Genomic DNA, 22,868 nt, shown 5'->3' on the forward strand with positions numbered 1-22,868 from the left:
GGGTAGGCACCGGACGGCGGGTAGCCCCCGGGTTGGGGCGGCGGGTAGGCACCGGACGGCGGGTAGCCCCCGGGCTGAGGTGGCGGGTAGGCACCGGACGGCGGATTGCCGCCGAGTGGGGGATACGTGCCCGGGGGCGGATAGGCGCCGGAGTACGGCTGCCCGTACGGGTCGGCAGGCGCGGGACCATACGGATAACCAGGCGGGGGCGTACCAGGATGTTGAGGCCCGCCGGGTGGGTAGTCGCCGTAGGTCATAGACCCATTCAAGCGGACTCGTGCCCCGGATCACACCCGACCCTGGAGGTCCGCGGACACCCAAAGTTCACGGGATTGACCTGCGAACATGATCGGAATTGCCGTGCGCATGCGGCGAATCCGTGGTGGACTGTCCGCGGAGGACCAATGGCGCAGCACAAACGCAACCTGGCGAAACGGGTGGGCCACCGCTCATCGGCCGGCCCGGTCGGGCTGGGTCTCGGCACGCCGCTGCACAGTGTCGAGAACGTCGCGACGTCTCCGCCCGTCGCACACGACTCCACCTCCGTGTGGGGACGGCGGCGCGTCCTGCTGTTGAACTCGACCTACGAGCCGCTGACGGCGCTTCCCATGCGCCGGGCCATCGTCATGCTGCTGTGCGGCAAGGCCGACGTCGTGCACGACGATCCGAACGGGCCCGTCATCCACTCGGCGACTCGGGCGATCGCGGTGCCCTCGGTGATCCGGCTGCGCAGCTACGTGCGGGTGCCGTACCGGGCCCGGGTTCCCATGACCAGGGCTGCGCTGATGCACCGCGACAGGTTTCGGTGCGCCTACTGCGGCAGCAAAGCCGACACCGTCGACCACGTCGTCCCGCGCAGTCGCGGCGGCGAGCACACCTGGGAGAACTGTGTGGCGTGCTGCTCGACGTGCAACCACCGCAAGGCCGATCGGCTGTTGTCCGAGCTCGGCTGGTCTCTGCGACGGGCGCCCATGCCTCCGAAGGGACAGCACTGGCGCCTGTTGTCGACGGTCAAGGAGCTCGACCCGGCATGGGTGCGCTACCTCGGCGAAGGCGCCGCGTGAGGCGAATCGCGCCTTGTTCTCGAGTGCCCGGCACGGCTGCGATAGGTTAGGCGCGTGAGTACCGCGCTTACCCATTCCCTGATGGGCGGGGTCCCGCTGCTCTTGGCGGCGATCCTGGCCCTTCTGACCCTGCCGCGCAAGGGGCCGCATCCCGCCTCGTACAACCTTCCCGACGAGTGGACCTACGGCCCGATCCTGTGGGCCGCCACCGACGAGAAGATCGGCGACGCACACGGCCACGGCGCCGACGAACTGACTGTGGGAGGTGGCGCAAGTGGCAAGTGGTGAGCACTCGACCCTCGTGACCGTCGACCCCGACTCGCTGCCTCGCGGCTGGGCGGTGACGTCCAGCGGTCGCCTGTCGGGCGTCGTCGAGCCCGGCGTCGCGTCGGAGACCTACCCGTTCTCGATCAAGGACCGGGTGGCCCTCGACGAGGCACTCAAGTGGGGTTCGCGCGAGTCGAAGGCGCGCTTCGCGGTCTACATCGGCGACCTGGGCACCGACCCGGCCGCTGAGGCCCGCCGGATCCTCGGCCGCGTCCCGACCCCCAACGACGCGGTGCTGATCGCGGTGTCGCCCAACCAGCGGGCCATCGAGGTGGTCTACGGTGCGGGCGTCCAGGGCCGCGGCGCCGAGTCGGCCGCGCCGCTCGGAGTGGCCGCCGCCGCGTCCGCCTTCCAGGAGGGCAACCTGATCGACGGACTGATCAGCGCCGTTCGCGTGCTGTCGGCCGGGATCTCTCGCCCCTGACCTCTGACACCGAAAGCCGCTTCTGCAGATCTGCAGAAGCGGCTTTCGGCGTTTGAGCGTTATCCCGCGTCGAACTCGCGGGCCTTGAGTGAGCGCACCACCCCGGCCCGGCCTTCGAGCACCAGACGCCGCAGTGCCGGCGGAACCTCCGGATCAGACAGGAACGTGTCGGCGGCCTCGACGGCCTCGGCGCTGATGTCCCACGACGGGTACAGCCCGATCACGACGGTCTGAGCGACCTCGGAGGACCGGCGCTCCCACACCCCGCGGATGGCCTCGAAGTAGCGTGCGGTGAACGCCCGCAGGATCTCGCCTTGGCCGGGCGCCACGAAGCCTCCGATGATCGAGCGCGCCGTGATGTTCGCCAGCGTGTCGTCCTCGACCACCTGCTGCCAGGCGGCGTCCTTGACCGCCTGCTGCGGCCTGGCCGCTGCCGCCGCCGCGGCGCTGCGTCTGCCGGCGGCGGTGTCGTCGTTCGCCGCTTCGGCGTCGATGAACGGTGTCGCGGTGTCCGCGGCGTCGATCTGGCCGGCCCCGGCCAACGCGGTGACGATGCGCCAGCGCAGATCCGTGTCGATCACCAGACCTGTCAGGTTCACCTCGGCGGGCTCGTTGTCCAGCAGTGTCGCCAGCACGGCGACGTGGTTGGGCGAGAGCACCGACGTGCACAACGCGTTGACGAACGCGAGCTGATGATCCGAGCCCGGTGCGGACTCGCGGGCGAGGTCAAGCAGTCGGTCTCCGAAGGCCGGCCAGCCGATGGACTTCGCCCAGCCCGGCTCGGCGTAGGACCCGAGGGCGGTCTGCGCCTGCAGCAGAAGCCGCTGCGCGACACCGACCTCGGTTTCCGCGCCGATGCCGCCGATCACCAGCTGAACGAAGTCGCGGGCCCGCAGCTCCGCGTCGCGTGTCATCTCCCACGCGGCCGACCAGGCCAGGCTTCGCGGGAGCGGCTCGGCGATGTCCGCGATCCGCGTCAGCAGGGTCTCCAGGGAGTCGGGATCGAGCCGCAGCGAGCAGTAGGTCAGGTCGTCGTCGTTGACGATGATGAGCTTTCCGCGGGAAACGCCCTGCAGGGCAGGAACTTCCGTGGTGGGGCCTTCGACGTCGAGCTCTTCGCGGTGAACCCGGACCAGCTTTCCGGTGTTGTCGTCGTCGTAGATCCCGACCGCCAGCCGGTGCACACGAGTCTCTCCGGCGCCGGGCGCCGCACCGCTCTGCTGCAGGGCGAACCGGGTGAACCTCCCATCGGCGTCGACGTCGAAGTCGGCTCGCAGGGTGTTCAGGCCCGTGGTTTTGAGCCACTGCTGCCCCCAGGTGGACAGATCACGGCCCGAGGACTTCTCCAACGCGCCCAACAGATCTCCGAACGTGGCGTTGGCGAACGCGTGATCGCGGAAGTAGTCCCGAAGGCCCGCGAGGAACGACTCCAACCCGACGTAGGCCACCAACTGTTTGAGCACGCTGGCGCCCTTGGCGTAGGTGATGCCGTCGAAGTTGACCTCGACGGCGTGCAGGTCGGGAATGTCGGCGGCCACCGGATGCGTCGAGGGCAGCTGGTCCTGCCGGTAGGCCCAGGACTTCTCCACGGTCGCGAACGTGGTCCACGCCTCGGTGTATTCGGTGGCTTCGGCCTGGCACAGCACCGAGGCGAACGTCGCGAACGACTCGTTGAGCCACAGGTCATCCCACCACGTCATCGTGACGAGGTCGCCGAACCACATGTGGGCCATCTCGTGCAGCACGGTCTCGGCGCGGCGCTCGTAGAGGTAGCGCGTGACCTTGGACCGGAACACGTAGTCCTCGAGGAATGTCACCGCGCCGGCGTTCTCCATGGCGCCCGCATTGAACTCCGGCACGAACAGCTGGTCGTACTTGCCGAACGCATACGGGGTGCCGAAGTTCTTGTGGTAGAAGCCGAATCCCTGCTTGGTCTCGGTGAACAGCCGCTCGGCGTCCATGTGCTGCGCCAGCGACGCGCGGCAGAAGATGCCCAGGGGGATCTCCCCGTGCTCGTCGACGTAGACGTCGCGCCACACCGCGTACGGACCCGCGATCAGCGCCGCCAGGTAGGTGCTCATCCGCGGCGTGGTGGCGAACGTGTGCCGCTTGGCGCCGCCGTCGGCGTCCTCGACCAGGGTGGTGGCCCCGTTGGAGATCACCTCCCAGTGCGCGGGCGCGGTGACCTGGACGTCGAACGCGGCCTTCAGATCAGGCTGATCGAAACAGGCGAACATGCGCTTGGCGTCGGCGGTCTCGAACTGCGAGTACAGGTACACCTCACCGTCGACCGGATCGACGAAGCGGTGCAGACCCTCGCCGGTGTTGGAGTAGCGGCAGTCGGCGTCGATGACGACGACGTTGTGTTCGGTCAGGCCCTCGAGTGCCACCCCCGTCGACTCGTCGTAGCCGGACACGTCGATGTCACGACCGTTGAGGGTCGCGCTGTGGATCCGGTCGGCGGCGATGTCGATGTAGGTGTCGGCGCCGGCGAGTGCGTCGAACTCGACGGTGGTCACCGACCGGAACACCTTCTCGCTCGGCGCGCCCGCGCCGTCGGTGAGGTCCAGGGAGATGCGGTAGCTGTCGACGGTGACCAGTGCGGCGCGTTCGGCGGCCTGGTCTCGGGTCAGATTGGGAAGTGCCACGCTGGTCAACCTTAGTCCGCGTGGCGTCGCGCCACGCGGTTCGCGCAGCCTACGCAGCGGAAGCGGGAACACCCAACGGGTACCCCGGGTTGTGCGAAGAGGTGTTGACACCGCGCTGTGATCGGAGAGGATGCGCCTGTGGCCAATAAAGACATTGCTGAGTTCTGGTTCGATCCACTCTGCCCGTGGTGTTGGATCACCTCCCGCTGGATCCTGGAGGTCGAGAAGGTCCGCGACATCGAGGTGAAGTTCCACGTCATGAGCCTCGCGGTGCTCAACGAGGGCCGGGATCTGCCCGAGGAGTATCAGGAGGCCATGAAGAAGGCGTGGGGTCCGGTGCGGGTGGCGATCGCCGCCGAACAGGCCAAGGGGCCGGAGATCTTGGCGCCGCTCTACACCGCCATGGGCACGCTGATCCACAATCAGGACAACAAGGACTTCGACGACGTCATCGCCAAGGCTCTGGACGAGGTCGGCCTGCCCGCCGAGTTGGCCGAGGCTGCGACCACCGACAAGTACGACGAGGCGTTGCGGAAGAGTCACCATGCCGGGATGGACGCCGTGGGTGAGGACGTCGGCACCCCGACCATCCACGTCAACGGTGTGGCGTTCTTCGGTCCGGTGCTGTCGCGGATTCCCCGCGGCGAGGAGGCCGGAAAGCTGTGGGACGCGTCGGTGATCTTCGCGTCGTATCCGCACTTCTGGGAGCTCAAGCGGTCCAGGACTGAGCGCCCCGAGTTCGACTGACCGTCTCTGACCTGACTGCGGGCGTCGTTCGCTGAACGGCGCCCGCCTCTGTCTGTCCGGGTCGCGGTGCGGCAGTCGCGCCTGACGCCGAGCGCGCGGCTGCGTACGCCTATGGGCTCATTTCCTGTACGTGAGTGCTCGCTCGGCGCCTCGGCGGAACTGCTCATTGACGGGGCGGCCGGGCGGGCGCACAATCTGAAAACATCCGTTATCAGATTGCGAGGACAGCATGAGCGGGCATCCCGTCGAACAGAGCGAGTCACGGTCGCGATCGCGTCGGCGGCCTCCGCGCGAACTGCGGGATCTGATGACCACAGTCGGCCTGACCAACGGCGTGGCGAACATCATCATGCAGTTGTCGCTGCCGCCGGTCGGCCACGGAGTCAGCGAGAGCCGAGTCCACTCCGGGAGCCCGCGTCGGTATCCGCTCAAGCGGGCTCGCACAACAGGCCAGTACCTCGCGCTGTCGGTGATGGGCAGCGACGAGGACCGCGACGTCATGCGCAAGGCCGTCGCCGAGGTGCACACCGCGGTCCACTCGCGGGCGGACAGTCCGGTGAAGTACAGCGGCAACAGCCGCGAGCTTCAGGTCTGGGTGGCCATGTGCCTGTTCAAGTACTACCTCGACCAGTACACGCTGGTGCACGGCCCGTTGGATGAGCCCACGCTCGACGCACTGACCCGGGCCGCTGAACCGCTGGCGACCGGGGTCAACGTCCGGTCCAGCGAATGGCCGCAGACCTGGGCGGAGTACCAGCGCCGGTGGGACGAGATGCTCCCTCAGCTGTCGATCGACCCGGTGGTGCGCCACGAGTTCGAGACGTTGTCCAACCTCACGTTCGTGGGGGAGGCGTGGGGCTCAATCGGTTACGGGCTCGCGCGTCTCGGCGGCCCGGCGTATCAGTTCATGACGCGAGCGACGCTGCCGCCCGAGTTCCGCACCATGATGGGCTGGGACTGGACCGCGGCCGACGAGCGCAGGCTCGCCCGTGTGCTGACGGTGCTGCGGGTCCTCGACACCGTCATCAACCCTTTCGCGCTGCAGCTCTTCTATCGCCTCTACATCGCCGACTTCCGCCTGCGACGGCGGCTGGGCCGACCGGTCCTCGGCCAACTGCACGTCATCGACACCCCCATCCGCGACGGAGGTGGTCTGCGCAGGCTGGCCAGGGCACGGTCTCGCGGCAGTGATTTCGTCGAAGCCCGGAGTCCCGACTGAGATTTCCGCGCTGCCCAGCCGCAGAAACGCCGTTTCCGGTTGCGGCGGGTTCAAGATCGGTCCAGAGTGCTCGCATGACAGCGCCAGAACCGACCACGGACGGCACGTACCGCGACCGTATCGTCGCGGTCGAACCCGGAGGCAACGAGTTCATCGCCCACGCCGACCGGCACGGCCGGCCCAGCCAGCTGATCTGGACGTGGGCGTCGCCGAATCTCGAGTTCGCCACGATCTTCGTCGGTGTGCTGGCCGTCGCCTACTACGGCATGAACTTCTGGCAGGCCGCCGCAGGCATCGCGTTGGGTGCCGGACTCGGCGTCCTGGCGCACGGGCTGCTGTCGGCCCGGGGACCGATCAACGGCGTGCCGCAGATGGTGCTGGGCCGACTTCCGTTCGGTTTCAAGGGCAATGCCGTGCCGTCGACCCTGATGTCGATCACCGCCGGAGTGGGTTGGTTCGCCACCAACAGCGTCAGCGGCGCGTTCGCGTTGTCCACGCTCTTCGGTGTCGGACCCCTGCCGGCCCTGGTGGTCGTGGTGCTCATCCAGACCGCACTGGCCTTTTTTGGGCACAACCTGGTGCAGGCCTTCGAACGCTTCGCGTTCCCCGTGTTGGCCGTGATCTTCGCGCTCGCGTCGGTGGCCATCATGACCAAGGCCGACCTCGGCGCACCCGCCCTTGAGGGCGGCGTCGGCGGACTGGGCGGCTTCCTGCTGACCGTGGGCACCACCTTCGGCTACGTGGCCGGGTGGGCGCCGTATGCCGCGGACTTCAGCCGCTATCTGCCGCGCACCGTGTCGCCGGTTCGCACCGGTGTGTTCGCGGCCACCGGCCTGTTCCTGGCGTGCACCGTGCTGGCCATCGTCGGCGCCGCGTCGGTCACGATCGCCACCGAGGCCGTCGACAACCCCACCGACGCGTTCACCGGTTCCATGCCGGGGTGGTTGGCCAGCGCCACACTGCTGGCCATCGCGATCGGCGCCATCGCGGCCAACGCCATCAACGTGTACTCGGGCGCCATGGCGTTCGTCACCACGGGCGTCAGGCTGCCGGCGCACATCGCGCGAGCGCTGGCGACGGTGTTCTTCGGCGTCGCAGGGTTCCTGATCGCCTGGTGGGCACTGGCCGACGCCGCCGCGAGCTATGAGGCGTTCCTGCTTCTCATCGCCTACTGGATCGGCCCGTGGCTCGGAGTGGTGTTCGCCGACCAGTACCTGCGCCGGGGCAGTCGGGTTGACGGCTTCCTGTACGACCGCGACTACACCAACTGGCCGGGCCTGGCGTCGTTCCTGATCGGCCTGGTGGTCTCGGTGCTGCTGTTCTGCAACCAGGAGCGCTTCGTCGGCTACGTCGTGCGGGCGGTTCCCGAACTGGGGGACATCACCTTCTTCGTCGGATTCGTGCTGGCCGCCGGGTGCTACCTTGTGTTCTGCCGTGCCAAGATCGAAGCGGAACGAGTCGTGTTGTGACACCTGAGGAGATGCTGGAGGTCGCCGTCGCGGAGGCCCGAAAAGGGCTGGCGGAGGGCGGTATTCCGATCGGAGCCGCCCTGTTCAGGTCGGACGGGACGCTGCTGGGCAGCGGCCACAACAAGCGGGTCCAGGACGACGATCCCTCGGTGCACGGCGAGACGGACGCCTTCCGCAACGCGGGACGTCAGCGTGACTATCGGTCGACGATCATGGTCACCACGCTGTCGCCGTGCTGGTACTGCAGTGGGTTGGTCCGCCAGTTCAACATCGGTGCGGTCGTGATCGGGGAGAGTCGCACCTTCACCGGTGGCCATGACTGGCTGGCCGAGCACGGTGTGGCGATCACGCTGCTCGACGACGAGCGGTGCGTCACGATGATGGAGGAGTTCATCGCCGCACGTCCGGACCTGTGGAACGAAGACATTGGAGTGTCCTGAATGAGTGCCATTGCGACGGTTGACATCTCGCGTTGGTATGCCGGAGGTGCGGAGGCGGACGCGCTCGCGGTCGAGGTGGATGAGGGACTGCAGCGTGCGGGTTTCGTCGTGATCACCGGGCATGGTGTCGACCCGGACCTGGCGGCCCGGGTGCGCTCGGCCAGTCGCGAGTTCTTCGCCCTGCCCGACGAGGTCAAGGCGCGCTACTCGGTGCCCGTCGGCGGGCACGGCTGGATCGGGCCCGGCGCGGAGGCCAACGCCTACGCCGAGGGCACCGAGACGCCGCCGGATCTGAAGGAGAGTTTCAGCCTGGGCGCGGAGACCGCGACCGGCGACCCGGAGGTCGATCGAATCTGGTTCGCGCCCAACGTGTGGCCAGCCGAGGTGCCCCATCTGCAGGGTCTGGTCGAGGAGTACACCGCCGCCATGCGCCGGGTCTCCGATGATCTGCTGGCGTTGTTCGCCCACGCGCTGAAGCTGCCGCAGAATCCCTTCGCGGACCTCGCGAGCCGGCCCACCTGGACGATGAACATCAACCACTACCCGCCGGTGAGTGTGGTCGGTGAGCCCGAACCCGGCCAGTTCCGGATCGGCCCGCACACCGACTTCGGCACCGTCACGGTGCTCGACCGCGAACCCGGCGCGGGTGGCCTGCAGGTGTACTCGGAGCAGAACGGCTGGGAGGACGCACCGTGGCAGCCGGGTGCGCTGACGGTCAACATCGGTGACCTGCTGGAGTACTGGAGCGGTCGGCGCTGGCCGTCGGGCCGGCACCGCGTGCTGCCTCCGCAGCCCGAGGCGCCGGAGGAGGACCTGGTGTCGTTGATCTACTTCTACGAGGCCAACCACGACGCGCTCGTCCACCCGTTGGCTCCTCCGATCGGGCGGGTCGAGGGTCTGGCGCCGGTGGTCTCGGCTGACTTCATCAAGGAACGGCTGGACGCCATCACGGTCGGTTAGGCCGGCATCGCGACCGGCACCGGGATGTGACGTTCGCCATCTTCTGTGTCGCGCTGATGGTGCGCGCACGTCCGGCGGGGGCGGATCATGATGGCCAGGAGGTGGCCCGTTATCACCGCTGTCCGGCCGTGGCCGGTGGTCGTGGGTGTGTTCGGGGGCGTCGGTGGCCCGGGTCCGGACTGCCGAAGGTCGCGACGAGGCGCTGATCTGACGAAGTAGGGTATCGGCCATGCGCGTCTACCTCGGTGCCGACCACGCCGGATATGAACTCAAGCAGGCCATCTTCGAGCATTTGAAGCAGAACGGCCACGAGCCGATCGACTGCGGTGCTTTCACCTACGACGCCGAGGACGACTACCCGGCGTTCTGCATTGCGGCGGCGACCAAGACCGTGGCCGACCCCGGCAGCCTGGGCATCGTGCTCGGCGGGTCGGGCAACGGTGAGCAGATCGCGGCCAACAAGGTTCCGGGAGCGCGGTGCGCGTTGGCCTGGAGCACCGAGACCGCCGCGCTGGCCCGTGAGCACAACAACGCCCAGCTCATCGGCATCGGTGGCCGGATGCACACGACCGAGGAGGCGTTGGCCATTGTCGACGCGTTCCTGACCACGAAGTGGTCGGAGGCCGACCGGCATCAGCGCCGGATCGACATTCTCGCCGAGTACGAGAAGACGCACGACGCTCCGCCGGTCCCGGGCGCCTAGGCACCACCTGTATGCCCGAAGGGCACACTCTGCATCGGTTGGCCCGACTGCACCAGCGTCGCTATGGCCGCGCGCCCGTGCGCGTCGGCAGCCCGCAGGGTCGGTTCACCGACGGCGCCGCGCTGGTGGACGGCCGGGTGCTGCGTAAGGCCACGGCCTGGGGTAAGCACCTGTTCCACCACTACGACGGCGCCAGGGTGGTGCACATCCACCTCGGCCTGTACGGGTCCTTCGGTGAGTTCTCGACCAGCGACATCCCCGACCCGGTCGGGCAGGTGCGGATGCGGATGATCGGCGCCGACTACGGCACCGACCTGCGGGGTCCCACGGTGTGTGAGGTGATCGCGGAGGCTGAGATCGGCGACGTCGTCGCCAAGCTCGGACCAGACCCGCTGCGCCCGGATGCCGACCCGGGCCTGGCCTGGAGTCGGATCACCAAGTCCCGCAGGGCGATCGGGGCTCTGCTGATGGATCAGTCGGTGCTGGCCGGGGTGGGGAACGTCTACCGCAGCGAGCTGCTGTTCCGCCACCGCATCGACCCGTTCCGGCCCGGTGTGGCGATGGGGGCCGACGAGTTCGACGCCATGTGGCGCGACCTGGTGGCGCTGATGAAAGTGGGCGTGCGACGAGGCAAGATCGTCGTGGTCCGTCCCGAGGACGACCACGGCGCGCCGTCGTACGGGCCCGGTCGGCCGAGAACGTACGTGTATCGCAGGGCGGGAGAGGCGTGCCGGGTGTGCGGCACCGAGATCCGCACCTCAGTGGTGGAGGGCCGCAATCTGTTCTGGTGCCCAACCTGCCAGGCCTAGCCTCCTCGGCGCGATCGGAGTCAGGACTCACTCAAATCTTGGGGAGAAGGACTCCGCGGTTGCCTGGATAATCGTTGAGTGGAATTGATTCTCGTCGTCGTCGGCGCCATCGTGGTCACTGCTGTGGCTCACCGGCGTGGGCTGGAACCTGCGCTCATCATCGTCATGGTCGGCATCGCGGTGTCGTTCCTGCCGGGTTTCGAAGCGCCGGAACTGGATTCGCACATCCTTCTGACCGTCGTGCTGCCCCCGCTGCTGTACTCGGCCGCCCTCGACTTCTCGTTCCCCACGTTTCTGCGCAACATCAAACCGATCCTCGGCCTGGGCGTCGGGCTTGTGGTGGTCACCGCGGTGGCCGTCGCTGCGGTGTCCTCGTGGCTGGTCGTGGTGCCCCTGACGTTCGCCACCGCACTGGTGCTCGGCGCCGTGGTGGCCCCGCCGGATGCGGTCACGGCCGTGGCGGTCGGCCGCAAGCTCGGTCTGCCCAAGCGCATGATGGCCATCCTCACCGGCGAGAGCCTCATCAATGACGCGGCCGCCCTGACGTTGTTCTCCATCGCCGTCGCCCAGGTGGTCGGCACACACACCTTCATCGAGAATCCGGTGCTGCTGTTCAGCTACAGCGCAGTGGTCGGTCCGCTGGTCGGCGCTGTGCTCGGCTACGTCACTCTGTGGATCCGCCGACGACTGGCCAACCCCGGACTCGAGACCATTCAGGGCCTGCTGGTGCCGTTCGCGGCGTTCATCGCCGCTGAGCACATCCACGCCTCCGGTGTGCTCGCGGTCGTCGTCGCGGGTTTCGTGGTGGGCAACGGCGCGTTGGGTGCGGGCTATCAGACCCGGCTGCAGGAACGCTACGTGTGGAACTCCGTAGACGTGCTGCTCGAGGCGTTCGTGTTCGCCTACATCGGCCTGCATCTGCGCTTCGTGCTCGAAGACCTGCGCGAGGCGCATGAGTCCCTGGCCAAGGTTGCGCTGGCATCGGTGGTGGTGCTGCTGATCGTCCTCGTCGTCCGGCCGCTGTCGGTGTTCCTGATGTTCGGCCGCGGCGTGCTGTCCCGGGAGGTCGAGAAGCGGTTCAGTGTGCCGGTGCCGCCTGGCGGCTCCGGTGCGCGGGGCGGACGGCGGGCCGGCAGACCGCTGGCCAAGTGGCGGTCGATGATCGATCGCCGTCGGCTCACGTGGCAGGAGAACCTCGTGTTGTCCTGGACGGGCATGCGGGGCGTGGTCACGTTGGCGGCCGCCGCCGCCATCCCGGCCACGACGGTCAGCGGCGAGCCGTTCCCCGAACGCGCCACCATCCAGGCGATCGCCTTCGTGGTCAGCGTCGGCACCCTGCTGCTGCAGGGGTGGACGCTGCCGTTCCTGATCCGTCGACTCCAGCTGTCCCGGTTCAACGACGACCACGAGGCCGACCGCTTTGAGGAGCTCAAGGCCGAACGCATCGTGTATACGGCGGCCGATCAGGTGCTGACGGAGTTCCGCGCGAACCCGCCCGCCGGAATGGATCCGCGTGTACTCGCCGAGATCGGGGAACGCGTGGCGCGGCATTCGCAGGACGCCGATGAGATGCCCGACCCCGAGGCGCACACCAAGCGCTCGGCCGTGTTCACGGCGCTGTACCGAGACGTGCTGGCGGCCCAGCGCGCCGCGCTGATCACCGAGCGTGACGAGGGCCGTATCGAGGACGAGGCCGCCCGGGCCATGCTGGAACGCCTGGACCTGCAGGAGGCCGGGGTGTCCGCGCGGTTGGAGAGCCGCCTGTAGGTCGCACGGCCGCGGTCAGCGGGTCAGAAGTCGAACCCTCCGAAGTCCCCGCCGCCGAAGTCGCCGCCACCGAAATCGCCCCAGCCGCCGCCGTCACCGCCGCCGGCATCCCAGCCGCCGCCGTCACCGCCACCGTCGAAGCCTCCGCCGTCACCGGCTTCCAGGCCCTGGTCGAAGCCCTCGCCGTAGCCGTCCTGGAACGCCTGAGCGTCGTAGTTCACCCCGGACATACCGGAGAACAGCGCGCTGAACAGCAGCACCGAACCCATACCCCACGCGCCCGCGACCAGCGCCGGCTTCCACCAGGGTTCGGAGTACCAACCGGCCGGGACGGGCCGGCCCGCCACACGACCGCCCGGGTAGTAGTTCGGGGTGCGCTCAGACGGGGTGGGGGAGGCTTCGATCTCACGGCCCTCGACCTGGACCCGACGGTCCTCGGTCACAGTGCCGGCAGACTTCTGGCCCGCCAGCGTCTCCAGTTCGGGGCCCGGATCCATTCCCATCGCGACCCGCGCCGCCCGCACGTAGTAGAGGCCCTCGAGCGCGCTCTCCTTGGCCAGCAGGGCCTGCTTGGCGGTCGTGGCCTGCTCGATCTGAGACGACGCCGCGGTGAACCGCTCCGAGGCGTCGGCCATGGCCTGCTTGGACGCATCGTCATTGCCGGACAGGTTGAGCACCTGTCCACCGAGGCGGTCGATGACCCGACGGGCGTCTGCCTTGGCGTCGGCCAGCGAGGTGGCCGCCCGCCGGCCCGAGGCCTGCGACGAACTGTAGACGGCGAGGCCGATCGCCACGACAACCACCAGGATCAGGATCAGCAGGGCGCCATTCATGCGTCCAGCGTACTCACAGCAAGTGGCGGTTTCGCGCGACGCGAAACCGCGCCCGCGTCACCTGTAGGTCACACCCAGCGCCGCGTACACCTCGTCGGAAAGCGCGACCGAACGCGGGTCGGCGTTGCACTTGGTCGCGTCGAAGCGGTTCATCACATACGCGTAGCCGATCCGGTGCTCGAGGTCGACGAACGCGAACGATCCGCCGGACCCGCCGTGGCCGAAGGAGAGCCGGTTGGGTCCGGCCACGCCGCGCTGGTTCAGCATGTAACCCAACCCCCAGCCGTGGTCGGCCACGCGCGGCCCGAGCACGACGTCGGCGTCGAACCCGCCCTGCGAGAGCCGAATTCGGTTCATGTGCTCGCGGCTGAGCAGCTTCTCGCAGGCCATCGCGTTGTAGAACGTCGCCATTCCCAGGGCGGACACGTGGGCGTTGGTGCCCGGGAACTCCGCTGCGCGCCAGGAGGCCAGGTCGTGGGAGCCGAGTTCGTCGTCGGGGACGAAGCCCATCGCGACCGCCAAGCCGGCCATCGGATGCTCGTCGATCGTCTGAGGCTGCGTTGGCGCCTGACCGGCGGCCAGCACATCCCGGATGTGTGGTTTGTCGATCATCTCCGCGCAGCGTCGCTGCAGCGCGGGCGGCAGGCCGATGTGGACGTCGGCCCCGATCGGTTCGGCGATCTCGGTGCGCAGGTACTGGCCGAGGGTGCGGCCCGTCACCCGGCGGACCACCTCGCCGAGGATGATGCCGAAGCTGACCATGTGATAGCCCTGCGCTGTCCCCGGTTCCCACCACGGCCGGGCGGCGGCGAGTGCGTTGCAGACGGCCTCCCAGTCGGTGACGTCCCGCCACGACATCGGACGCTGCGGTGCGATCACACCGGAGCGATGCCCCAGCACCATCGCCAGCGTGATGCACTCCTTGCCGGCCTGCCCGAATTCGGGCCAGTAGCGGGCCACGGGAGCGTCGAGGTCCACTTCGCCACGTTCGGCCAGCAGATGGACGCAGGTGCTGGTCAGACCCTTGCTGCCGGAGAACACACTGGCCAACGTGTCCTGGCGCCACGGTCGCCGACGGGCGGCGTCAGCGTGCCCACCCCAGAGGTCGACGACGAGTTCGCCGTCGACCCAGACCGCGACGGCCGCGCCGACCTCGTCACCGCGCGCGAAATTGCGTTCGAAGGCCGCGCGGACACCACCGAACTCCGGTGCGCATGTTCCCGCGGTGCGGACCTCGTCAGGCATCTCACCGAATGTACGGATCGTCTCGGCCGCACACGATGACTGGCAGCGGATCGCAAGCGTTTCGAGACGTCACCGTGACCGGACGGGACCGGCCTACAGTGGCCGATATGGCGACGATTCGACTCGTCCAGGGCGACATCACCTCGGAATCCGCTGATGCGATCGTCAACGCGGCCAACTCGTCGCTGCTCGGTGGCGGGGGAGTCGACGGCGCGATCCACCGCCGCGGCGGTCCGGCGATCCTGGCCGAGTGCCGCCGGCTGCGCGAAACGGACTATCCGGCGGGCCTGCCCACCGGGCAGGCGGTCGCGACCACGGCAGGGGAGCTCCACGCGCGCTGGGTGATCCACACCGTCGGCCCGGTGTGGTCGCGGACGGAGGACCGTTCGGCGCTGCTCGAGTCGTGCTATCGCGAATCCCTGCGCGTTGCAGCCGAACTCGGCGCCTCGACGGTGGCGTTTCCGGCGATCTCGACGGGCGTATACGGCTGGCCCATGGACGACGGGGCCCGGATCGCGGTGGAGACCGTCCGGTCCGTCGGCAGCCAGGTCGAGGAGGTCCGGTTCGTGCTGTTCGACGAGCGTGGCCATCGTGCGTTCGCCGCGGCGCTGGGCTGACGGCAGGCGAACTCAGTCCTGGAGTCGGCGCACCAGCGTCCAGTGGTTGCCCTCGTGGTCTCGGCGATAGGACAGTTCGTCGAGCACACGAACCGCGATGGCCAGCCCCCTTCCGCGCTCGGCCATCTCGTCGGGCATCTGCACCTGGGACAGGTCGACGGGCGCAGGGTGTCCCTGATCGGTGAACACGGTGCGCACCGCATCGGGCAGCAGATGCACCTCCATCCGCAGATGCACGGCCGTGCCGTCACCCGCGTGTTCGACGATGTTGGCGCCGACCTCGCTGGCGGCCAGGTCCATGTGCATCTGCACGCGTTCGGGCACCTCGGCGCTGGCCCAGACCTGGTCGAGGGTGTTCTGGATCTGGGCCAGAGTGTCCGGCCCGGTGGTGGTGTCGAGGACGGCGAACCCGTCAGGGGGTGTCATCGAAGGCGCTGTCGGCTGACGGGTGCGATCGCAGCACCCGGTTGAGGTTCGTCAGCTCCAGGACCGCGGTCACCTGTCGGGTCGGGGCCGCGATGCGCAGGTCACCACCCGCCTGGCGGGCCGCTTTCAGTCCCGAGATCAGCGCGCCCAGGCCGGAGGAGTCGATCAGTTCGACCGCGTTGAGTTCTACGACGACGCGGTGGTGTCCGCCGTCGACCAGTGCGTGCAGTTCCCTGCGCAGCGCCGGTGCGGCCACCATGTTCAACCGCCCCGACGGTGTGATCACGGTGATCCCGGACGCGGTTGTGCGCGTGGCGAACTCACTCATAGCTCTCCTTCACTCTGGTGCCCCCGATAACGCACCGCCTGGAACACGACGCTGAGGATGACCACGTCGAACAGGACCCAGAACAGGTTGACCCCCACGCCCAGCACCGAGATCGCCCCGAAGTACAGCTGGACGATCCCGATCACCGACGCCACCGCCAGCATCGCGATCGCCGCCAACTGCCACCTCACCAGGTGCCACGGGATCGCGCCGGACTCCTGCCGGGTCTTGGGCGTCACCGCGAATCCCAGCGGACGGTCGAAATAGACGTTGCGGAATGCCGTGACGCAGGCCCGAATCCACACCGGAAACAGCGCCAGGCTGTACTGCTGCCCACGCCAGGTGGGCGTGCCCCGACTGATGATGATGAACATCAACTGGTTGAGCAGAAGGAAGGGGATCAGCCTGCCGAAGAAATCCCAGCTGTACGCCTGCACCGGCATGATCCCGAAGATCAGGTAGACCGCGGGGGCCGCGATGTAGGCCAGCGCCGCGAACCCGGCCAGATAGCTCCACATGGTGGCCCAGTACATGAGGCGCTGCCCGACGGAGAGCCCCTTCTGCACCAGCGGATTCTCCTTGAGCATCACCTGGATGGTGCCCTGTGCCCAGCGCAGTCGCTGGGTCAGCATGGTGCGCACGTCATCCGGTGCGAGGCCGTGGGCCAACACTTCGTGATGGTAGGCCGAGCGCCAGCCCTGGGCGTGCAGGCGCATACAGGTCGCCATGTCCTCGGTGACCGAGATCGTCGCCATGGGCAGCATGGGTTGGGCCTCGTCGTCGCGGCCCACGTCGACGGCGCGGACCATCGCGCTGATGGACTCCAGCGCGCCGAGCGGCGACCATTCCCGTCCCGCCAGCGTGGCCAGTGCCTCGTCGTCGAAGATGACTGCGGCGGAGACCCGTTCGGGGTCCTCCTGCAGGGATGCGATCACCTCCAGGTCGGCGCGCATCGCGACCACGTCGGCCTCGACCACCGACCGCGCCGCGGCGTCGACGCGCTGCTGGAACTGATAGGTGATGTCGGCCAGGGGAGTGTCGTCGCGAAGTTGTCGGCGCGCGTCGACCACCGCCGTGCGGACGGCCTCAAGCGCGGCGGCGACCTCGGGGTGGTCCGAAGGCACCTGCTTCTCGGCCTGTTTGAGTATCCGTTTGGCTGCGTAGAGCGTGCGTTTGATGCCGTCCTCGACCGCACGCACGTAACCGCGGACGCCGAGCTGCATGAGAGCCTCGCGGCGCAGCACCGCGTTCGACCCGCAGAAATACGCGGCGTTCCAGCCGTCCTTGCCCTGCTGGATCGGCCCGTAGAACAGCGGTGCCTGGGACCCCAGCGGGTCGCTGAACGGCACATTGTCGAAGTACTGCGGGGTCTGCACCAACGCCATCTCCGGGTCGCGGAAGTACCCGAGTGTGCGATCGAGGATCTGGGGTTCGGGCACCTGGTCGGCGTCGAGCACCAGGATGAACTCGCCCTCAGTCTCGAACAGCGCGTTGTTGAGGTTGCCGGCCTTGGCGTGCCGCGGTTTGTCGCTCCAGTTGGCCGACCGGGTGATGTACCCGATCCCGTGCTCCGCCGCGGCCGCGGCCATGTCCGCGCGATCGCCGTCATCGAGAATCCAAGTGGTGTGCGGGTATTCGATCGCCTTGGCGGCAAGAGCGGTCTTGACGACCATGTCGACGGGCTCGTTGTAGGTGGTGATGAGGACGTCGACGGTGGCGCCGTCGGGCGGTGCGGGCGGAGGATCGCGCCGCAGCAGTCTCCACATGGTGAGACCGAACAGCAGTGAGTCGATCACGCTGTAGGTCTCGGCGATGACCAGCGGCACGGCGATCCACCATGCCGACCAGTTCACCGATCCGACCCAGCGCCAGATGATGTAGTTGATGCCCAGCAGCGCCGTGGTCAGGATCAGCAGTCGCAGCCACGGTGACGGGTAGGTGCCTCTGGGCGCCTCGGGAAGTCGATGCCTCATGTCGTCGGCTCACGACGGATGGCGACCAGCGTGACGTCATCGAGTGCGGTGCGTCGGGCCGACAACGCCTTGGCCTGCGCGCACAACTCGGCCGGATCGGAGTGCTCGGCGAGGAACTCCAGCGCCGGGCGCACGTCGGCGCCGTCGCCGACGAGGTCGAGCACGCCGTCAGACGCCACGGCCAGGGTGTCGCCTGGGTTGAGCACAACCGAATGGGAGGCCCAGGTGTCGCCGGGCAGGACGCCGAGCGGCAGGCCCTCGCTGTTGAGCGGTTCGACGGTGCCGTCCTGCCGGACGACCGCGGCCAGTCCGTGGCCGACGTCGACGTAGTCGACCCTGCCGTCGCCGGTGTTGAGTTTGAGGTGGAACAGCGTCACGAAGCTGTCGGTGCTGCTCAAATCGTCGACGATCTGCATGGCCGCCGAGTTGACGGCGTCGGCGAGGTCCGCGTGCTCACTGACCCGCTCGACCGCGCGGGAAGCACCCCGCAGCGCCGACCGGACCGTGGCGGTGAGGATCGCCGCGCCGAGCCCTTTGCCCATCACGTCGGCGACGGTGAAGATCATCCCGTCCTCGGTCGGGTAGTGGTCGTAGAAGTCGCCGCCGACCGCGTAGGCCGGCAGGCACAGGGTGCAGACCGTGTAGCCGGGCAGGTCGCCCAGCGGGGGCGGCAGAAGCTGCCGCTGGACCTCGGCGGCACGCTGCAGGTCGTCGGAACTCTCCAGTTCGCGCTGCGCCCACGCCGCGAGTTCGATGAAGGTGGCCAACTGCGCGGAGTCCAGCGATCGGGGCCTGGTGTCGTAGATGCAGAAGGTGCCCACGGCCTGCCCACCGGGCCCGAACAGCGGGTAGCCGGCGTAGAAGCGGACACCGCCCTCGGCACGGATCGCCGGGAGTTCGGAGAACTCCGACAGCCAGGTGTCCTCGAGGATCAGCGCAGGATCCTGCGACGGGTCGTAGCTGCGGGCCACGGTCGCCTGGCACACGGTCTGCTCACGCGGGACGCTGCCCTCCAGATCGAGCCCGTCGTTCTGCTTGAACCACTGCCGGTCACCGTCGAGCAGCGACACCGCGGCCATCGGCACTCCGAACACACAGCGCGCCATCCGGGTGATGCGGGCGAAGCGGTCCTCCGGCGGCGAATCGAGGAGGTGCAGTTCGTGGACTGCGTGCTGCCGCGCGGCCTCGGCATCCGCTGCCAGGGTGTAGCGCTGCGCCAGCGGTGACGAGGTCATCGCACTGCCATCGCCATCGCGGCGCCTGATTCATGGGATGCCAGCGGTCTGTCCACGGTGCTCACCCCGACGCAGACCTGTTCACACCCCCTGGCCACATCAGGAGGTTAGGACAACGGGACGGTTCGTGTCGGACGATCGCGACGTTGAACCGCAAATCCGCGTGGGCCTGCGAGGAGTTGCCGGCACCGGGGGGCGCGGCGCTGCGTCGGCGACGCGAACACCGCGTTCCGCCAGCGCGCCCAGTGCGGACTGTGTTGCCCACGGTCACCACGAGTGAAGAGGATTCGGCGTGGCGGTGTCCGGCCGGCGGCCACGGCGCGGTGTCGGCCCCGGTGTCGGCGGGGTGGCGTGCGCCTGCGAACCCGACGGGGGTTGGATCGGGTGGGGACTGAACAAAACAAGAGGTCAGACCGCATTCACGGCCTGACCTCTTGTTTCTTGGAGCGGGCGACGGGAATCGAACCCGCGTAGCTAGTTTGGAAGACTAGGGCTCTACCATTGAGCTACGCCCGCGTGTTGTGCTCGAGCCAGAACTGTACGGCCCGTCCGAGATCATATTCAACTCAGGTCCCGGTCAGACCTTCGCATGTGCCAGGTGACTTGGCTCTGTGCTGCATGCAGGCCGTAGGATGCCGTGGGCTTTCTTAACGAACGCCCGACCAGCATTCGGGGTGTAGCGCAGCTTGGTAGCGCATCCGCTTTGGGAGCGGAAGGCCGCAGGTTCAAATCCTGTCACCCCGACCGAGTACGACCCCCCGTCAACGTCCAGCAGATCCATCTGAGGAGTACCGAAAGTGAAGAGCAGCGTCGAGCAGTTGAGCCCCACCCGGGTGCGCCTGAACGTGGAGGTCCCGTTCGACGAGCTCGAACCCGATTTCGATCGCGCGTTCAAGCAGCTGGCCAAGCAGGTCCGGCTGCCCGGCTTCCGCCCCGGCAAGGCCCCCCGCAAGCTGCTGGAGGCCCGCATCGGCCGCGCCGCCGTGCTGGAGCAGGTCGTCAACGACGCGCTGCCCACCCGCTACAGCGAGGCCGTCACCACCACCGAGGTCAAGCCGCTGGGCCAGCCCGAGATCGAGATCACCAAGCTGGAGGACGGCCAGGAGCTGGTGTTCACCGCCGAGGTCGACATCCGCCCCGAGATCACGCTGCCTGACCTGAGCGCCCTCAAGATCACGGTCGACCCGGTCGAGGTCGCCGACGAGGACGTCGAGAAGGAACTGGAGTCGCTGCGCGCCCGCTTCGGCACGCTCAAGAGCGTCGATCGTGCCGTCGAGAACGGCGACTTCGTCTCGATCGACCTGTCGGCCACCGTCGACGGCGAGGACGTGCCGGAGGCCAAGACCGAGGGCCTGTCCCACGAGGTGGGTTCGGGTCAGCTCATCGAGGGCCTCGACGAGGCCATCATCGGCCTGTCGGTCGACGAGACCAAGGTCTTCACCACCAAGCTCGTGGCGGGCCCGCACGCCGGCCAGGACGCCGAGGTCACGGTCACGGTCAAGTCCGTCAAGGAACGTGAACTGCCCGAGGCCGACGACGAGTTCGCGCAGCTGGCCAGCGAGTTCGACACCATCGACGAGCTCAAGAACAACCTCACCGAGCAGGTGACCCGGTTCAAGAGCATCCAGCAGGCCGAGAAGATCCGCGACGCCGCGCTGGAGACCCTGCTCGAGCAGGTCGAGGTCCCGCTGCCCGAGAAGATCGTGCAGGCCCAGATCGACGACACCGTGCACAACGCGATCCACGGTCTGGACCACGACGAGGCCAAGTTCGAGGAGATGCTGAAGGAGCAGGGCTCCTCGCGCGAGGAGTTCGACGCCGACACGCGCAGCAACGCCGAGAAGGCCGTCAAGACCCAGCTGCTGATGGACGCCATCGCCGACGACCTGGAGATCCAGGTCGGGCAGCAGGACATCACCGAGCGCCTGGTGCTCATGTCGCGCCAGTACGGCATCGAGCCCCAGCAGCTGATCCAGCTCCTGCAGCAGAACAACCAGCTGCCGGCGATGTACGCCGACGTGCGCCGCGGCCTGACGGTCGCCGCCGTCGTCGAGGCCGCGACGGTCACCGACACCAACGGCAACGTCATCGACACCAGCGAATTCTTCGGGTCGAACGACGAGACGGTCGAGGTCGCGGACGCCGAGGTGGCCGAGGACGCCGGCGAGGACACCGACACCACCGAGTGACGCTGTGAGCGAAAGCGCGTGTCCTCCGGCATGCGCGCCGCCGCAGGTTCGTTAGTGTCGGTCGAGAACACATACGAGAAAGCAGGTAGCCGTGACTGAAATGCGTTCCGGTGCGATGGGCCTGAACCTCACGGATTCGGTCTATGAGCGGTTGCTCGCCGAGCGGATCATCTTCCTGGGCACCCAGGTCGACGATGACATCGCCAATCGGCTGTGCGCGCAGATTCTTCTGCTCGCCGCCGAGGATCCGACCAAGGACATCAACCTCTACATCAACTCACCGGGTGGTTCGGTGACGGCCGGTATGGCCATCTACGACACCATGGTGTTGGCGCCGTGCGACGTCGCGACCTACGCGATGGGCCTGGCCGCCTCGATGGGTGAGTTCCTTCTGGCTGCGGGCACCAAGGGCAAGCGGTTCGCCCTGCCCCACGCGCGGATCATGATGCACCAGCCGTCCGCCGGGATCGGTGGCAGCGCCGCGGACATCGCGATCCAGGCCGAGCAGTTCGCTCTGACCAAGAAGGAGATGAACCGGCTCAACGCCGAGTTCACCGGCCAGCCGCTGGAGCGCATCGAGGCCGATGCGGACCGCGACCGCTGGTTCACCGCGTCGGAGGCGCTTGAGTACGGCTTCGTCGACCACATCATCACCCGCGCCCACCTGAACGGGAGTGCCTCATGACCCAGTCTGTTAACGGCGCAGCCGCGAACCCGATGCAGTCGCGCTACATCCTGCCGTCGTTCATCGAGCACTCCAGCTTCGGTGTCAAGGAGTCCAACCCGTACAACAAGCTGTTCGAGGAGCGCATCATCTTCCTCGGCGTGCAGGTGGACGACGCCTCGGCCAACGACATCATGGCCCAGCTCCTGGTGCTGGAATCGCTGGATCCCGATCGCGACATCACGATGTACATCAACTCCCCGGGCGGTTCGTTCACGTCACTGATGGCGATCTACGACACCATGCAGTACGTCCGCGCCGACATCCAGACCGTGTGCCTGGGCCAGGCCGCGTCGGCCGCTGCGGTGCTGCTGGCTGCGGGCACGCCCGGCAAGCGGATGGCGCTGCCGAACGCCCGTGTGCTGATCCACCAGCCCGCTGTCGGCGGTGCGATCCAGGGTCAGGTCTCAGACCTGGAGATCCAGGCCGCCGAGATCGAGCGCATGCGCACGCTGATGGACACCACGCTGTCGCGGCACACGGGCCGGTCGCCCGAGCAGATCCGCAAGGATACTGACCGCGACAAGATTCTGACGGCCGAAGAAGCCAAGGAATACGGCATCATCGACACCGTGCTGGAGTACCGCAAGCTGTCCGCGCAGCTCGCCTGATCGCCAGAACACTGACTCGACCCCGGTTCGCATCGCGAGCCGGGGTCGAGTGTTTGGGCCCCGGGTGGGTGCGACGTTCCTTAATTGCCGTTTGCGTCAAAACTGCCTCC

The 22,868-nt window shown here is 67.9% G+C and carries 22 protein-coding genes, 2 tRNA genes and 1 pseudogene; 16 read left to right on the top strand and 9 right to left on the bottom strand.

Translation table 11 applies throughout. From position 1 onward, the window contains the following. Positions 1-257: pseudogene (locus tag A5727_RS28315) on the bottom strand (hypothetical protein); the annotation flags it as partial. Between the two features lie 147 nt (positions 258-404). On the opposite strand from A5727_RS28315, the gene A5727_RS26580 reads away from it, so the two are divergent. The 3 genes from A5727_RS26580 (at position 405) to A5727_RS26590 (ending at position 1,815) form a co-directional block, all read left to right on the top strand. Further along, positions 405-1,064, top strand: coding sequence for an HNH endonuclease (locus tag A5727_RS26580; protein ID WP_068257795.1), 660 nt, complete (start codon positions 405-407; stop codon positions 1,062-1,064). 81 nt (positions 1,065-1,145) lie between these two features. Next, entirely contained in the window at positions 1,146-1,352 is a 207-nt protein-coding gene (ctaJ, locus tag A5727_RS26585; protein WP_068257796.1) for an aa3-type cytochrome oxidase subunit CtaJ, read from the top strand. Continuing rightward, positions 1,339-1,815: a DUF5130 domain-containing protein gene (locus tag A5727_RS26590; protein WP_068257797.1), complete on the top strand. Its 477-nt coding sequence runs from the start codon at positions 1,339-1,341 to the stop codon at positions 1,813-1,815. Before ctaJ ends, A5727_RS26590 begins: the two co-directional genes overlap by 14 nt. Positions 1,816-1,874: 59 nt before the next feature. Here the strand turns inward: A5727_RS26590 and pepN are convergent, their stop codons facing one another. After that, a complete protein-coding gene (pepN, locus tag A5727_RS26595; protein ID WP_068257798.1) occupies positions 1,875-4,463 on the bottom strand; it encodes an aminopeptidase N in 2,589 nt (862 codons plus the stop codon). Between the two features lie 120 nt (positions 4,464-4,583). On the opposite strand from pepN, the gene A5727_RS26600 reads away from it, so the two are divergent. From A5727_RS26600 to A5727_RS26635, 8 genes are all read left to right on the top strand, one after another. Beyond that, positions 4,584-5,210 carry a mycothiol-dependent nitroreductase Rv2466c family protein gene (locus A5727_RS26600; RefSeq protein WP_502687716.1) on the top strand — a complete coding sequence of 209 codons (627 nt, stop codon included), beginning with the start codon at positions 4,584-4,586 and terminating at the stop codon, positions 5,208-5,210. A gap of 229 nt (positions 5,211-5,439) precedes the next feature. Then, the gene (locus A5727_RS26605) at positions 5,440-6,429 is read left to right on the top strand and encodes an oxygenase MpaB family protein (RefSeq protein ID WP_068257800.1); all 990 of its coding nucleotides are present in this window, start codon (positions 5,440-5,442) and stop codon (positions 6,427-6,429) included. Between the two features lie 74 nt (positions 6,430-6,503). Next, entirely contained in the window at positions 6,504-7,898 is a 1,395-nt protein-coding gene (locus A5727_RS26610) for a purine-cytosine permease family protein (protein ID WP_068257801.1), read from the top strand. Between the two features lie 11 nt (positions 7,899-7,909). Next, on the top strand, positions 7,910-8,338 hold the full coding sequence (locus tag A5727_RS26615) for a nucleoside deaminase (protein ID WP_082950062.1): 429 nt from the start codon (positions 7,910-7,912) through the stop codon (positions 8,336-8,338). Continuing rightward, positions 8,339-9,298 carry an isopenicillin N synthase family dioxygenase gene (locus A5727_RS26620; RefSeq protein WP_068257803.1) on the top strand — a complete coding sequence of 320 codons (960 nt, stop codon included), beginning with the start codon at positions 8,339-8,341 and terminating at the stop codon, positions 9,296-9,298. A gap of 229 nt (positions 9,299-9,527) precedes the next feature. Next, positions 9,528-10,001, top strand: a complete 474-nt coding sequence (locus A5727_RS26625; RefSeq protein WP_068257804.1) for a ribose-5-phosphate isomerase — start codon at positions 9,528-9,530, stop codon at positions 9,999-10,001. An 11-nt stretch (positions 10,002-10,012) separates the two neighbouring features. Next, a complete protein-coding gene (locus A5727_RS26630; protein ID WP_068257805.1) occupies positions 10,013-10,810 on the top strand; it encodes an Fpg/Nei family DNA glycosylase in 798 nt (265 codons plus the stop codon). Positions 10,811-10,888: 78 nt separating this feature from the next. Next, a complete protein-coding gene (locus A5727_RS26635) occupies positions 10,889-12,577 on the top strand; it encodes a cation:proton antiporter (RefSeq protein ID WP_068257806.1) in 1,689 nt (562 codons plus the stop codon). Positions 12,578-12,600: 23 nt separating this feature from the next. On the opposite strand, the gene A5727_RS26640 is transcribed toward A5727_RS26635, so the two are convergent. Next, positions 12,601-13,410, bottom strand: coding sequence for a hypothetical protein (locus tag A5727_RS26640; protein ID WP_068257807.1), 810 nt, complete (start codon positions 13,408-13,410; stop codon positions 12,601-12,603). 57 nt (positions 13,411-13,467) lie between these two features. Beyond that, positions 13,468-14,655 (bottom strand): serine hydrolase domain-containing protein, encoded by a 1,188-nt coding sequence (locus A5727_RS26645; protein ID WP_068257808.1) that lies wholly within the window; start codon positions 14,653-14,655, stop codon positions 13,468-13,470. A 107-nt stretch (positions 14,656-14,762) separates the two neighbouring features. Between A5727_RS26645 and A5727_RS26650 the strand changes: the two genes are divergently transcribed. Further along, entirely contained in the window at positions 14,763-15,272 is a 510-nt protein-coding gene (locus A5727_RS26650) for an O-acetyl-ADP-ribose deacetylase (RefSeq protein ID WP_068257809.1), read from the top strand. Positions 15,273-15,284: 12 nt separating this feature from the next. Here A5727_RS26650 and A5727_RS26655 read toward each other — a convergent pair whose 3' ends face one another. The 5 genes from A5727_RS26655 to A5727_RS26675 form a co-directional block, all read right to left on the bottom strand. After that, the gene (locus tag A5727_RS26655) at positions 15,285-15,698 is read right to left on the bottom strand and encodes an ATP-binding protein (protein ID WP_068257810.1); all 414 of its coding nucleotides are present in this window, start codon (positions 15,696-15,698) and stop codon (positions 15,285-15,287) included. Next, positions 15,685-16,026 carry an STAS domain-containing protein gene (locus A5727_RS26660; RefSeq protein ID WP_068257811.1) on the bottom strand — a complete coding sequence of 114 codons (342 nt, stop codon included), beginning with the start codon at positions 16,024-16,026 and terminating at the stop codon, positions 15,685-15,687. Before A5727_RS26660 ends, A5727_RS26655 begins: the two co-directional genes overlap by 14 nt. Beyond that, a complete protein-coding gene (locus A5727_RS26665; RefSeq protein WP_068257812.1) occupies positions 16,023-17,999 on the bottom strand; it encodes a glycosyltransferase family 2 protein in 1,977 nt (658 codons plus the stop codon). The genes A5727_RS26660 and A5727_RS26665 overlap by 4 nt, the downstream gene beginning before the upstream one ends. Next, complete coding sequence (locus A5727_RS26670) at positions 17,996-19,234, bottom strand: PP2C family protein-serine/threonine phosphatase (protein ID WP_068257813.1); 1,239 nt, start codon at positions 19,232-19,234, stop codon at positions 17,996-17,998. The genes A5727_RS26665 and A5727_RS26670 overlap by 4 nt, the downstream gene beginning before the upstream one ends. A 442-nt stretch (positions 19,235-19,676) precedes the next feature. Continuing rightward, positions 19,677-19,750: transfer RNA gene (locus tag A5727_RS26675), tRNA-Gly, on the bottom strand. Positions 19,751-19,904: 154 nt separating this feature from the next. Between A5727_RS26675 and A5727_RS26680 the strand changes: the two genes are divergently transcribed. The 4 genes from A5727_RS26680 to A5727_RS26695 all read left to right on the top strand — a co-directional run bounded on the left by A5727_RS26680 (position 19,905) and on the right by A5727_RS26695 (position 22,758). After that, a tRNA-Pro gene (locus A5727_RS26680) sits at positions 19,905-19,978 on the top strand. Between the two features lie 53 nt (positions 19,979-20,031). Next, positions 20,032-21,423 carry a trigger factor gene (gene tig, locus A5727_RS26685; protein WP_068257814.1) on the top strand — a complete coding sequence of 464 codons (1,392 nt, stop codon included), beginning with the start codon at positions 20,032-20,034 and terminating at the stop codon, positions 21,421-21,423. Between the two features lie 100 nt (positions 21,424-21,523). After that, positions 21,524-22,108, top strand: coding sequence for an ATP-dependent Clp protease proteolytic subunit (locus A5727_RS26690; protein ID WP_068257815.1), 585 nt, complete (start codon positions 21,524-21,526; stop codon positions 22,106-22,108). 32 nt (positions 22,109-22,140) lie between these two features. Further along, positions 22,141-22,758, top strand: a complete 618-nt coding sequence (locus tag A5727_RS26695; protein WP_197507765.1) for an ATP-dependent Clp protease proteolytic subunit — start codon at positions 22,141-22,143, stop codon at positions 22,756-22,758. The last annotated feature ends 110 nt before the right edge of the window (positions 22,759-22,868 follow it).

This window comes from Mycobacterium sp. ACS4331 (assembly GCF_001667265.1).
Classification (GTDB): Bacteria; Actinomycetota; Actinomycetes; order Mycobacteriales; family Mycobacteriaceae; genus Mycobacterium.